We start from the raw sequence: 13,207 nt of genomic DNA, 5'->3' as shown, positions 1-13,207 counted from the left end.
TATTCCTAGCTAAATATAACACCTAAGATAACCACTGAGACTTTATATGATAAAAGATTATAAGCGTTGGATAGTCTTACTTTTAGTATCAAGTATGCTGTTTCTAATTGTTGTTGATGTTACCGTACTTTATACCGCACTACCGCGTTTAACTCATGATCTCAATGCGAGCGCCTCAGAAAAACTATGGATCATGAATGCCTATCCGCTGATTGTCGCAGGGCTGTTGCCAGCAGCAGGTATGCTTACTGATAGAATAGGTCATAAGACGTTATTTATTAGCGGATTACCCCTTTTTGCCATCGCCTCATTATGTGCGGCTTATTCCCCTAGTGCCACCAGCTTAATTATTTCTCGTGGTTTCTTGGCCATCGGTGCTGCTATGAGCATGCCTGCAACGTTGTCTATTGTGAGACAAGTATTTACTCATCCACAAGAGCGTGCCGTCGCCATAGGTATTTGGTCTGCTGTTGCTTCTGGTGGCGCGGCATTAGGGCCTTTAATTGGTGGATTGCTATTAAACCATTTCTGGTGGGGCTCAGTCTTTTTGATCAATGTCCCTATTGTACTACTTGTGCTTCCTTTCTCGATTTGGTTAATTCCTCACTTTTCGGGACAACGGCAGCATAAAATTGATTATTTAAGCTCAATACTTATTTTGATTGGCTTAGTCAGCGCTATTTATACCTTAAAAGAGATAGGTAAAGCTTATACACAATGGAATGAAGTGATCATCGCCACCCTTATTGCCATTATTTTTCTCACACTATTTGCGCGACGCCAACGTCGTCAAACGCATCCAATGATTGATTTTAGCCTATTTAAAAAGCGCTATTTCAGTGTCGGTGTGGCAATGTCGACTCTTTCTATGGTGATCATTGTAGGTATTGAATTTCTGTTAAGCCAACGCTTACAGTTAGTCGCCGGCTTTACACCACTGAATGCAGCTTTAGTGATTTTACCTATCCCTATCGGCTCAGTATTAGCCTCTCCTTTGGCCGGGTTTTGGCTAGCGCGTTTAGGTGCAGTGCGCTTAATTATTATCGGATTCGCCCTAACATTAATGGGTAACTTATGGTTAATTGCCATTTCAAACTCACCGATAATGCTAATGGGTAGCCTCTTTTTGATTGGCTTTGGTTTAGGCATTATTTTTACCACCGCATCGACCTCTATTATGCTAAGTGTCGACGATAAACAAGCAGGTATGGCCGCTTCTATTGAAGATATCGCCTATGAGTTGGGTAGCGTGATTGGCGTGACCTTTATGGGGAGTTTAATGAGCACCCTCTATACCTTAAAACTAACTTTACCGGACACGCTTAACGTCAATAGTGTCGTTTATGATAGTTTAGATGAAGCACTTATTGTCGCTGAAAAGCTTCCCGAAGCAGCGGCGACCCTCTTAATCGCACAGGCTAATAGTGCGTTTGAATATGCCTTTTCTATCGTTCTGATCGCCACAGCCATTGTGACTACAATAAGCTTAATTGCACTCCCTTATTGCTTGCGTAATGCGGTAAGAGAAAACAAGCCCAGCCACTAATTCAAGCTCATAGAAAACGCGCCGTTATGGCGCGTTTCTCACAAAATCAGAAGGTGATTGTCCCATCTGCTTTTTAAACATAGTAGAAAAAGAGCTAGCGCTGTTATAGCCCAAATCAAAAGCCACAGCGGTAATGCTATGCCCTGATAAAATTTGCGTGAGTGAGTTTAAAAGACAGACTTGCTGACGCCATTGTGAAAATGCCATTCCCGTCTGTTGGCGGAAAAAACGGCTAAACGAGCGTTCACTTTTATGTAATTTCTCGGCCCACTGCTGAGGTAGAGCGTCAATTTTGGGCTGACGAATAAAATCGCGACATAATTTAGCTAATTTACTGTCCTGTGGAATAGGAACAAAGAAAGGCAAAGGTTCTGCTTTCGCTAACTCATATAAGATAAGTTGCATTAAAATACCATCGCGCCCTTTTTTATCATATTGCGCAGGCACATCAACGGCTTCAAGAAGTAATTGACGTAAAAGCGGTGACACTCTTAACACTTCACACTGTTGACTCTGACGAGGAGCTGCCGCTGGCTCAATATATAAACTTCTGGTACTCACATCTAACATGCGTGTTTCATGCCCCGTCTGAGGAGGGATCCACACACCACAAGAGGGAGGGATAACCCATTCCCCATCATTTGTGCTCACTTCAATCAATCCGGTAGCGGGATATAAAAATTGCGCTCGTCGATGTCGATGCGTTTCTAATAGCGTATTAGGCAGATAATCTGTACCCAGCGCAATCACATCTCTCTCAAGGAGATCAACACTTTCTAACGGCACATTTCTCACATTAAACCTACTTTTTTATCTTTCTTGCTGATGAGCAAATCTGGTCACTATCACATTGCAAGATGGCGAATTAACCCCTTTCGCTATTTAGCCACCCTATCCCGTTAACAGCTATAAAACTTATTATTAACACTGTCAATAAATAGGCCGAAATTCTAATGTCATTGTCTGATCTTGGCATGTTGGAAAGCGATTAATCCTCTACTATCCCTCTTGCAGAGGTTGTTTCAGGCGCTCTGCAACGCGGTATGCATTCAATAATAATGCAGCGGAAACCAGATATCCCCATATCAATAGTCTAGAAAACGCATACACATCTTTATATCAAGTATCGGGTAAATTGGCTTCCGCTTATTATGTCTAAGGTAGCATTTATATGAGCAATCAGTCCGATCATCATAGTATTAAGCCAATTTCCGGTGATATAAGTCGTCGCCATTTTATTCAAGCGAGTTCGGCATTAGTCACACTGCCCTTTTTTTCCTCCAACACGATGGCGGCAACACAAGATCATGCAATAGCTGAAAAAACGATTGACGCCAAAGAGAGTGAGCGTGTTGTCTCTACCTGTAGTAGTTTTGACTGTGGCGGAAAATGTGATATTCGCGCGCACGTTAAAGATGGCAAAGTGACACGTATTAGCACTCGACCTGACGCCGATTTAGATGAAGAGATGCCTATCATGCGAGCCTGTGTACGGGGTCGTGGTTATCGTAAATTTGTCTATCATCCTGATCGATTAAAATATCCCATGAAGCGAGTAGGTAAGCGTGGTGAAGGTCGATTTGAGCGCATCACTTGGGAAGAAGCTACGACGCTTATTGCACAAAATATGCAACGCATTACCAAGCAATATGGCCCTGCCTCACGTTTTGTTAGTTTAAGCACCGGGGTGACTGGTGGCATTTTTTCTGGTGCTAATATGCTACGCCGTCTGTTTAACCTAACCGGCGGCTTTCTGGAGAATTATCACTCCGTGAGTAATGGTAACACCCTTGCCGTTACCCCTTATACTTACGGTACAGCCGCTAGCGGAAGTACATTAGATACATTAGCAAATACCCCTTTAGTTATTCTATGGGGACATAATCCTAATGAAACTATTTTTGGGCATTCCAATCATTACTTCCAAAAAATGAAAAAAAACGGCACTAAATTTATTGTCGTTGATCCACGTTATTCCGATACTGCCTCTTCTTTAGCTGACCAGTGGATCCCGCTGTTACCTACCACTGATAACGCGATGATGGATGCCATGATGTATGTCATTGTCAGTGAAAACCTGCATGATCAGGCCTTTATCGACAAATACACCCTTGGTTTCGATGAGCATCAGATGCCAGAAGGCGTTGGTGAAAATGAGTCTTTAGTTGCCTATTTAATGGGGAAAAAAGACGGGATCAAGAAAACCCCTGAATGGGCAGAGCCTATCACTAAAGTACCCGCAGATACTATTCGTCAATTAGCCCGTGAATATGCTTCTACAAAACCGGCAGCATTAATCCAAGGTTGGGGGCCACAACGTCATATTTGTGGTGAACGGACGGCACGCGGTGCGACACTGTTAGCGACTATTACTGGCAACGTTGGTGTACGCGGTGGCTGGGCGGCAGGCTATGGCATGGCATTAAACTCTGAGTTACGTAAAACCATTGCCGGCCCAAGTTTATTGACCAATCCCGTTAAAGCAAAAATCAATATCACCAATTGGGTGCAAGCGTGTGAAGATAAAAATTTGGTCACACCACAAAATGGCTTACTCAATGCCGAGAAACTTGATACTGAAATCAAGATGATTTTCTCAATGGCGGGTAATTATATGGTGAATCAAAATACCGATATTCTTCATGCCGCTAAAGTGCTTGAAGATGAATCAAAAGTTGAATTTATCGTCTGTAGCGACCTCTATTTAACACCTAGCGCCAAATATGCGGATATCTTACTGCCTGAAACCAGCTTTTTAGAGCGCTGGAATATTGGAGGCACATGGAGTTATGGCGATTATATTATTCTGTCCGAAAAAGTGATAGAGCCAGAGTTTGAACGTCGTACCGACTACGATTGGTTACGTGAAGTGGCTGATAAACTGGGGGTCGGTGAACAATTTAGCGAAGGTAAAGCCACTGATCGCGACTGGATTGAATATTTAGTCAATGATGCCAGTATTAAACGTCCTGAAGATGGTATTCCTACCTTTGATGAATTATTGGTTAAACGTCGTCATCTGCTAAAACATCGCCCTCATACCCAAAATGTTGCGTTTGAGAAAAATATTCAAGATATAGAAAATAATCCATTTCCAACCCCATCAGGAAAAATTGAGATCTTCTCTAAACGCTTATATGAGATGAAGAATAGCGAGATCCCCGCACTTTCTCATTATGTGCCTGCCATTGAAGGGCCCGAAGATACGTTAACAGATAAATTTCCACTACAACTCATCACGTGGAAAGGACGTAACCGCGCAAACTCAACACAATTTGCTAATCCTTGGCTGCAAGAAGTACAACGTCAAGAATTATGGATCAACCCATTAGATGCCGAAGATAGAAATATCAAACAAGGCGATAAAGTCAAAGTCTATAACGACCGTGGGATCACCTTAGTTCCCGTCAAACTCACACAACGCATTATGCCTGGTGTCGTTGCCTTACAAGCAGGTGCTTGGTGGCAACCAGATAAACAAGGTATCGATCAAGGGGGATGTGCCAACGTCTTAACCTCATCCCGTAGCACCGCAATGGCACACGGTAATGCTCACCAAACTTTATTGGTCGAGGTAGTAAAAGCATGAGTAAATTTATCGTTTATCCCGCAGTAAGCAGTAAACAGCTAGGGTTTTATATCGACAGTGCTCGCTGTTCGGGCTGCAAGGCGTGTCAGGTTGCTTGTAAAGATAAAAATAACCTCGATGTTGGTCGCAAATTTCGCCGTGTATATGAAATCACTGGTGGTGGTTATAGCCGTAATACTAACGGTGCATTAATTAATAATGTCTTTGCTTACACTTTATCTATCTCTTGCAATCATTGCGATGATCCCATTTGTGTTAAAAACTGCCCAACTACCGCGATGCATAAACGCGAAGGTGATGGCATTGTGATGGTAGATACTGACAAATGTGTTGGTTGTGGCGCCTGTGCGTGGTCTTGTCCTTATGGCGCACCGCAAATGGATCCTGAAACCAAGCAGATGTCAAAATGCGATTTTTGTATCGACTTACAACAAAAAGGTGAACAGCCTATCTGCGTTGCGACCTGCCCACTTGGGGCCATTCAATTTGGTCCAATTGATGAACTACGTGAACGCTATGGTGAAGTTAATTATGTCACTGGTTTGCCTTCTCCTGAAATAACCCATCCAAACCTAGTGATTAACCCTCACCAAGGGGCAAATAATGACGCTATAAATAATAAAGGAGAAATAAAATGAATGAATGGTCATTATTGATTTTCACCTTTATGATGAATGCCACTATTGGCTTAACACTCATAACAGGCCTTTTTGCACGCCGTCTTGCACATTATCTCAGTGCTGAAAGCTATTATCGCTTTATGTTACTAACCTTATTGGTGATTTGTGGATTAGCCGGTTTAGGCTCTATTGCCTCCATTACTCACTTAGGCGTGCCGTTAAATGCTCCGAATGCCATTAGAAATGTCTTTTCAGCTTGGTTAAGTCGCGAAGTTGCTGTCACTGCCATTTTTGTAGGATGTTTAGGGATCACCTTTTTATGGCTATGGCGTACCAGTAAATTTTCGATGCTGCTATTTGGTGCAAGCCTTCTGATTGGTCTGTTTGACATTTATTGCATGGCATCCATTTATCGCCATACTTCCATTTTAACATGGATGGATAACAACACTTATGTGATGTTTTTTGGCGCGATGCTCACATTAGGGGCAACAATATTCTTTTTGCTGCTAAAGATATTGCAGCGTATAGGCAATAAATTAGGGATAGAAATACCATCAGCCCCTTTCCCTATCCGTTGGAAATGGCAATTGTGGGGGATCATGGCATTTAGTTTAATTGGCCGATTACTCTATCAACCTTTTTATGAACACTATTTAACTCGTACGCTCTATAGCCAAACATCGGTAACCTTTCCGTTATCACCTATTGAAGTCTATTACTCCATTGGCCCATTACGTATGACCAGTTGGATCTTAGCAACTTTGGCTGTATTGGTGTGTGGCTATAGTTTAGTAAAATATTTGATGGGCCAAACTCAGCAAAAATCAACGGAGTCCATTTTTGTCTATGGCGGTATCATGGCAATTATTGCAGAATTTGCTTTGCGTTATGTGTTTTATTCAATTCACTAAATCACGATCAGACAGTTATTGAAGATGACAATTATCAGGGGAATTATTAGCCCCTGATTTTTTATCAAAGATCATCGTTCACCCTGAGTATCAATCAATAGACGTTGATTAATATAATCAATCGTTTCTTCTATTGTCATAATATGATTAATCACATTAGTAATACCCTGACCAATAATAATCTCAGCTTGCCTTAAGTTAAATAATTTACCATTCGGCACTGATGATTCTCGTATTCCTTGATTAATTTCCTGATAAGCTAGTGTCATCCATGGATAACGGTGGCTAATTTCTTGGTTATGACTAAAATTTTCATGGTTACTATTTCCACCCAATAAAATTAAGTGATCCATCACAACAGGAGAATAAAGCCAACGATAAAACAGTTCAGCGTAAGATGATTTTCTACTGTAACGCGACACCCCAAGTACCCCACCCCCTAATTGTGGTACACCACCCGGAACGGGAGCAAAACCAATTTTAGGTAAAATATCGCTATGTGCGACATCATTAAATAAATTCATATAAGAGATAAGCATTGCCAGATGACCTTGCTCAAATTGTCTGACAGAGCCACTCCACCATTTATGGTTGATATTTTCGGTGATCGACAACTGATGCAAATAATCTGCTAATACCTCAGCGGCCAAGGGCATCGCTAAGCGCGGAATATTATCACTACCGATTAAACGCCCACCTTTAGCGTAATAACGTAATAAGTATTCAGTTGCGATTAATCCCGCACTTCCTAATGTGGTTGAAGCTCCCATCGGACAATGAGCTTGCCCGGCTTGATGCAACTCAGTAAAAAACTGAGTCACATTATCGTACTCTTCAAAGGTTGTCGGCACAGTTAATTCATTACCTGTTTTTTCGTAATACATTCTTTTTAAAATAGTATCTTCAAACAGATCTTTACGATAAAACAGTAATTGAGCGCTAGCATCGAACGGCATTGCATAAGCGACATCATTAACCAAACCAAATTTTTGTTGCGTAGGTAAGGAAAAGTGACTCAATAAATCAGTTAATCCATCACCAATTTTATCTAATGGTCGCAATATTCGCTCAGCAAACCATGGAAAACACGCCATATCAATACGCAACAGATCATAATAAGGGTGTAAATGAAGTTGGCTTAAAATTTGATAAACTTCATCATAAGGATGAATAGCTAAATTCACCTTGATACCAGTTTGACGATAAAAATGAGGAAGTAGTTTTTTTAATGCCGTTGTTGAAGGGCTTGGCAACGTTAGTAAATTAAGACTAATTTGTGATTTATCATCACTCATTACTGCTGGTGTTGCCGTATACAGATATGAACTTCGATTTGCGACAGATACATTATTATTTTTGTACTCATGCGGCTCTGCGATTAATAGTGCCTCAGCGACTTCCAAACCAAGCTGAGCATAGTTCATTGGAAAACAATATAACCCTTTTATTACCGGTGGAATATTATCACTTAGAGCAAAGATAGTAGGACAATCTGAAGAACTGCCAAAATAGCTTGCTTGTGTTAAATAGCGAGCTTTCTCAATATCTTGTGTGACAAAGATATCGGGGACTTGCTCCATAGAAAAGAAATCAAAAGCAATTTTATAACTCTCTTCATCAGAAGCGCTAAGTATGACACATTTTTTATCGGGTGCAGTTTGAGAAAGCCGTATTTGCAATTGATTAGCAAAAACCTGACTATTTAATTCATCTTGATTATCGCCAAAAATCCCCACTACCTTGCCAGCTGTTTGTGACACTTGCTGGCAAATTGACTCCGCCGCTTGTGCAAAATCTAACGTAAAAAAACGTTGTGCATTGAGGGGTTTGTGATAAATAAAGATAATTTGTGAAGGTGGAAGTTTTAACGTGTCAAAATAGTATTTAGCATCTTTAAGACAACTTACGGTAACTACTTGCTTATAGCCACCTGCAGCAATTTTTTGTAGCAGATCACGCTCAGTGGTCTCAAGAAGATCTGTTAAAAAAAGATCGTAGCTGATCTCTGGGAAATTAACGATCGACTGTCTAAAAGCATTAAAGAAGATCGCATATTTTTCAGAAACCAGTTGGGGTAATAAGATCGCAATTTTATGGCTTCTATTGGTTCTTAGTAGTTGGGCTTGTGTATTTAATTGATAGCCCATCTGTTTAGCAGCTTGATAGACTGCTTCAATTTTTTCAACACTTACATTTCCACGTTTATTCAATACGTTAGATACCGTACCATGCGAAACACCCGCTAGTTTTGCAATGTCCTTGATCGTCGCCATTTCTCTTCTTTCACCTCTATTTCCACCTTCACTAGCATACCTGAATTATTTATCACGACTACTGATAATTGATTTGAACGTTCCACTCACAATTAGCTGATAAATCAATCTATTAAAAATTAAAGATAATAAATAATTATCAATACCAATTAAAATAAATATATATACTAATCAATATATTAGTAAATAATATTTGAATAAGATCACTGATCTGATCTTCATTTATTGGCAAATAACACATGTCATTTTATTATTGGAACGTTCAAATTTATTTGTAACCTACAAATAGCCAACACCAGAAAATTAATAAAATACTAATAAACAATAAGATAAGGGGATTTATTATGAAGCTTCATTTTTTAGGGACGGCTGCCTCAGAAGGCATACCGAATCCCTTCTGCCGTTGTGAACACTGTCTGAAAGCAAGAAAATTAGCCGGTAAAGATATTAGAACGCACTCTTCTGCTATTGTGGATGACATTATGTTGATCGATGTCTCCCCCACTTTTAGTTACCAACTGATGCGTGATGGTATGGACGCAACACATTTTGAAAGTTTGCTATTTACCCATACTCATCCTGATCATTTTAATGTTGGTGAACTATTTAGCAGAATGGAAGGCTATGGTTTTGAAATTAACCATCCTTTACATATTTTCGGTAACGATCGCGCTATCAATGGCTGTATTGAAGTATTACCAGGTTATACGAAAGAGCGATTTGCATTTCATTGCTTAATCCCTTTCGTTACGGTCGAAAGAAATGGTTATAAAATTACGCCGCTGCTTGCTAATCATGCGAAATGGGAACTTTGTTATGTATATCATATTGAAAAAGACGGCAAAGCTATTTTCTATGGCCATGATTCGGGTTGGTTCCCAGAATTAACTTGGCAATGGTTAGAAAACAAACCGCTTGATATTGTTGTTTTTGAGTGTACTTATGGCTTAAATGGAAAAGATCGTACAGATAATCATATGAGCTTAGAAACGGTTTTTGCCGCCAAAGAAAAACTGCAACAACAAGGCTGTTTACATCAAGCTACACAGATTGTCATTTCGCATATCTCACATAGCGGTAAATTACTGCATCATGAATTAGAAACGGTTTGTGCTCCTCATCATATCCGTGTTGCCTACGACGGATTAACGTTAGAAACCAATTAAGAGGGGTACGACAATGGATATGAAAATAACTTCTCGCCTACTTATTATGATGTTTGTGCAATATTTCATGCAAGGAGCATGGAATATGACCATGGGACTCGTATTAAGTAGTTATGGTATGGCAAGTATTATCGGTAATGCTTATGCCTTATTAGGTGTCGCGACAATTATCTCCCCCTTATTTATTGGTATGGTCGCAGATCGTTTCTTTGCTTCACAAAAAGTCATGGGGATACTTCATTTAATTAATGCCGTCGTTATTCTCTGTGTTCCCCAATTTATTGAAGCACAAAACAGTGGCATGACATTATTTTTAATTTTTATTATTGGCTTATTGTTTTATCCAACCACTGCGCTATCTAATAGCATTAGTTTCTCCCATATTAATGGGGTTAAATATTTCCCAATTATTCGCGTATTTGGTACGTTTGGTTTTATGGCAATTGGTTTTATATTGGGTGAAATGGGCTTCTCTGGTAGCACAATGACTTGGTATATCGCTTCTGCAGTTGGTGTATTACTCGGTTTCTATTGTTTTACATTACCTAATACGCCACCTAAAGCGAAAGGCCAGCCTTTCTCACTACGCGATATTTTATGTTTAGATGCATTGTCTTTATTTAAAGATCGCTACTTTGCTATTTTGATGTTTAGCATCTTTATTTTAATGATCCCCAAAACAGCTTATTCTGCTTATATTCCTGTCTTTATTAAAGCATTAGGCTTTGATAATGCGGCTTCTATTATGCAAATAGGGATCGCTTGCGAAGTTCTGTTTATGTTTGTTTTGTCATTCTTCTTAATGAAATTTGGCTTCAAAATTACACTACTGCTAGGAGCCGTGAGCTGGATCATACGCTCTATGTTTTTCTCTTATGCTGCAGTAAATACAGAGCTTTACTTTATCGTCATCGGATTAATGCTACAGGGATTATGTTGGGATTTCTTCTTTACTGCAGGAGATATCTATGTCGATCGCAAAGCAAAACCTGAAATTCGTGCACAAGCACAAGGTCTACGCTTTATTGTCTCTAATGGTTTCGGCTTACTATTTGCTTCCACTATTTGTGGTCAAATCTTTAACACAACCGTAACTGAAACAGGTGATGCAGCATTACCACAATGGTCAACATTCTGGGTCTATCCTGCCATTGTAGCGGCGGTGGTAACCCTATTCTTTATTTTCTTCTTTAAAGATGATGTTTCTAAAAAAAGAAATAGTGAAAATAAAGAAACATCACGAGGAATTACAGTACCTTGATTTTAAAATAAAAAATAAGCCAACGTCAGGAGCAAACCATGGATGCATTAATACAGTTTGTTGACACTATTGGCCCATTATCACTATCAAGTATTGCTAAATTACTGGCCGCCTTTATCTTAGGCGGTCTTATTGGCTTAGAGCGTGAATCAAAGGGAAAACCAGTTGGTTTTAAAACTTGTGTCATTATTGCTGTTGCCAGTTGTTTATTAACCATTGTCTCTATTCAATCAGCCGAATATTACGCCAATATTTCTGACAATATTCGCAGTGATCCCATGCGGTTAGCTGCACAAATTATCAGTGGGGTCGGCTTTCTCGGCGCTGGTGTTATTTTACATCGACGAGATGATGCCATTTCAGGATTAACGACTGCGGCCATTGTTTGGGCATCTGCGGGAGTGGGTATCGCCTGTGGCTCCGGCTTTTATTGGCATGCTATCGTTGTGACTTTCCTCTTTTTTATGGCTATTAAACTAAGCCCACAAGTAGTGCTGTTTCAAATGAATAATCAACGCTTAGGTAAAATTAAAGTGCGAATGCTATTTACTCATGAAAGTGGTGTTCCTCTTTTAATTGACTATTTAAAAAGCAACAAAAACGTTATTGAAAACCTGACTATTCGTGATATTAAAAAGGAGCGCGTTGAAGTTAACTTAAAACTACTTGTGCGACAAAAAATAACCTTACCAGAGTTTTATTGCTCATTAAAACAATTACAGCATGTACATTCTGTTTCGCTAGATCACTAGTGTATTTAAAAGCAAAAATACACTTTAATTTAAATGACAACACTATTTTTATTTTACTTATCTATTTGCGTATTAATTTATGTTGTCCGTATTTTATCCATAAACTATCTTTTACTAAGATGGTAACGATAGACTGTCGCTTCTAAACATTTTTCTTCTGGTTTCCAGTTTTTAATAATATTAACTAAACCACCATTAGCATAATAATTACCATCTTTTTGTAGAAAAATATCTATGTTATTTACAATATATAAATCAGTTTCACACTCGGCTGAATGAGCGGATAAAACCTCATTACGAGTAACATAAACCGCATCACCTTCTGTCGTCGTACCTTTAACCTCGACACGCCTAAATGTATTATTTTTATGGCATTCTAAATCATAAGGACTATTAGAAGAAGTATCAATTACTTTAAAACCTTGTTTTTTATAATCTTCTTTTGCTTTATTCATTGCATACAGCTCTATTGCCTTTCTCTTTTTAATGTCAGTAACTCGACCTTGATAGCTTGTTTTTTCTTTTTTCAATATCAAAGGTAAGTTGTTATCAAGATCTAAAGTCTCTATTTTTTCCCAAGCATAAATGGCACTTAGTTCTTTATTAGGTTTCTCCTGATAATCAAGCACATTATATAAAACTTGAACCGGTCTGTTACTGTTATATTCTATATAAGATAGTCGACCAACATAAATAAAAGGTTGACTTCTACTTTTAATTTTTTCATGTATTCGAACAAATAAAATAACGGTCTCACCAGTAAGTATTCTTTTTATATGAGAAGTTTCCGTTGTATTCTTATTTTGTGATTCCCAATGAAATTTCTTACCGTTATCAACAAATACATCATTGTATTTATGGCTATCTTCTTTGCTTCTTTTATCTAAAGTTACAAATAGAACAATACAATTTTTAAAACTTGTAATTCCTGTTATCTCTTTATTATTTTTTAGTGGTTCTACATTAGCTGTTACTAAAGCTTCATTTTTACTATATGAATTTCCAACAATTAGATTAGTGTAATTAAATTCTTCATCTTTCCGTTTCATCATAAGGCCTTATTCGCTAAATTACATAGCTAATTAT

General features: G+C 38.9%; 10 protein-coding genes. 7 read left to right on the top strand and 3 right to left on the bottom strand.

Annotated elements, in window-relative coordinates; translation table 11 throughout:
- Positions 1 to 46: 46 nt before the first annotated feature.
- Positions 47 to 1,546: an MFS transporter gene (locus AACQ49_RS02010; protein ID WP_004246708.1), complete on the top strand. Its 1,500-nt coding sequence runs from the start codon at positions 47 to 49 to the stop codon at positions 1,544 to 1,546.
- 24 nt (positions 1,547 to 1,570) lie between these two features.
- Here AACQ49_RS02010 and AACQ49_RS02005 read toward each other — a convergent pair whose 3' ends face one another.
- Complete coding sequence (locus AACQ49_RS02005) at positions 1,571 to 2,341, bottom strand: AraC family transcriptional regulator (RefSeq protein WP_004246707.1); 771 nt, start codon at positions 2,339 to 2,341, stop codon at positions 1,571 to 1,573.
- 376 nt (positions 2,342 to 2,717) lie between these two features.
- On the opposite strand from AACQ49_RS02005, the gene AACQ49_RS02000 reads away from it, so the two are divergent.
- The 3 genes from AACQ49_RS02000 to AACQ49_RS01990 are packed head-to-tail and all read left to right on the top strand — an operon-like array spanning position 2,718 to position 6,669.
- A complete protein-coding gene (locus AACQ49_RS02000; RefSeq protein WP_049201747.1) occupies positions 2,718 to 5,135 on the top strand; it encodes a DMSO/selenate family reductase complex A subunit in 2,418 nt (805 codons plus the stop codon).
- A complete protein-coding gene (locus AACQ49_RS01995) occupies positions 5,132 to 5,773 on the top strand; it encodes a DMSO/selenate family reductase complex B subunit (RefSeq protein ID WP_017827138.1) in 642 nt (213 codons plus the stop codon). Before AACQ49_RS02000 ends, AACQ49_RS01995 begins: the two co-directional genes overlap by 4 nt.
- Positions 5,770 to 6,669 carry a dimethyl sulfoxide reductase anchor subunit family protein gene (locus tag AACQ49_RS01990; RefSeq protein ID WP_012368569.1) on the top strand — a complete coding sequence of 300 codons (900 nt, stop codon included), beginning with the start codon at positions 5,770 to 5,772 and terminating at the stop codon, positions 6,667 to 6,669. The genes AACQ49_RS01995 and AACQ49_RS01990 overlap by 4 nt, the downstream gene beginning before the upstream one ends.
- A 71-nt stretch (positions 6,670 to 6,740) precedes the next feature.
- Here the strand turns inward: AACQ49_RS01990 and AACQ49_RS01985 are convergent, their stop codons facing one another.
- Positions 6,741 to 8,942: an extracellular solute-binding protein gene (locus AACQ49_RS01985; protein ID WP_017827139.1), complete on the bottom strand. Its 2,202-nt coding sequence runs from the start codon at positions 8,940 to 8,942 to the stop codon at positions 6,741 to 6,743.
- 344 nt (positions 8,943 to 9,286) lie between these two features.
- On the opposite strand from AACQ49_RS01985, the gene AACQ49_RS01980 reads away from it, so the two are divergent.
- From AACQ49_RS01980 to AACQ49_RS01970, 3 genes are read left to right on the top strand one after another with little or no spacing between them, the layout of a single operon-like run.
- Complete coding sequence (locus tag AACQ49_RS01980) at positions 9,287 to 10,108, top strand: MBL fold metallo-hydrolase (RefSeq protein WP_017827140.1); 822 nt, start codon at positions 9,287 to 9,289, stop codon at positions 10,106 to 10,108.
- A gap of 13 nt (positions 10,109 to 10,121) precedes the next feature.
- Positions 10,122 to 11,369 (top strand): MFS transporter, encoded by a 1,248-nt coding sequence (locus AACQ49_RS01975; protein ID WP_004250018.1) that lies wholly within the window; start codon positions 10,122 to 10,124, stop codon positions 11,367 to 11,369.
- Positions 11,370 to 11,407: 38 nt separating this feature from the next.
- A complete protein-coding gene (locus AACQ49_RS01970) occupies positions 11,408 to 12,121 on the top strand; it encodes an MgtC/SapB family protein (RefSeq protein ID WP_004246695.1) in 714 nt (237 codons plus the stop codon).
- Between the two features lie 104 nt (positions 12,122 to 12,225).
- Here AACQ49_RS01970 and AACQ49_RS01965 read toward each other — a convergent pair whose 3' ends face one another.
- Positions 12,226 to 13,170 (bottom strand): DUF3427 domain-containing protein, encoded by a 945-nt coding sequence (locus AACQ49_RS01965; RefSeq protein ID WP_017827142.1) that lies wholly within the window; start codon positions 13,168 to 13,170, stop codon positions 12,226 to 12,228.
- Positions 13,171 to 13,207 lie beyond the last annotated feature (37 nt).

This window comes from Proteus sp. G2675, from assembly GCF_963886535.1.
In the GTDB taxonomy this organism is placed as follows: domain Bacteria; phylum Pseudomonadota; class Gammaproteobacteria; order Enterobacterales; family Enterobacteriaceae; genus Proteus; species Proteus mirabilis.
The sequence above is the reverse complement of the archived record's forward strand: the minus strand, read 5'-3'. Positions and strand labels throughout refer to the sequence as shown.

Bases quoted from the DNA above. Each gene is read 5' to 3' on its own strand.
- AACQ49_RS02010 (WP_004246708.1), top strand. From the start codon at position 47: ATGATAAAAGATTATAAGCGTTGGATAGTCTTACTTTTAGTATCAAGT.
- AACQ49_RS02000 (WP_049201747.1), top strand. From the start codon at position 2,718: ATGAGCAATCAGTCCGATCATCATAGTATTAAGCCAATTTCCGGTGAT.
- AACQ49_RS01995 (WP_017827138.1), top strand. From the start codon at position 5,132: ATGAGTAAATTTATCGTTTATCCCGCAGTAAGCAGTAAACAGCTAGGG.
- AACQ49_RS01990 (WP_012368569.1), top strand. From the start codon at position 5,770: ATGAATGAATGGTCATTATTGATTTTCACCTTTATGATGAATGCCACT.
- AACQ49_RS01985 (WP_017827139.1), bottom strand. From the start codon at position 8,942: ATGGCGACGATCAAGGACATTGCAAAACTAGCGGGTGTTTCGCATGGT.
- AACQ49_RS01980 (WP_017827140.1), top strand. From the start codon at position 9,287: ATGAAGCTTCATTTTTTAGGGACGGCTGCCTCAGAAGGCATACCGAAT.
- AACQ49_RS01975 (WP_004250018.1), top strand. From the start codon at position 10,122: ATGGATATGAAAATAACTTCTCGCCTACTTATTATGATGTTTGTGCAA.
- AACQ49_RS01970 (WP_004246695.1), top strand. From the start codon at position 11,408: ATGGATGCATTAATACAGTTTGTTGACACTATTGGCCCATTATCACTA.
- AACQ49_RS01965 (WP_017827142.1), bottom strand. From the start codon at position 13,170: ATGAAACGGAAAGATGAAGAATTTAATTACACTAATCTAATTGTTGGA.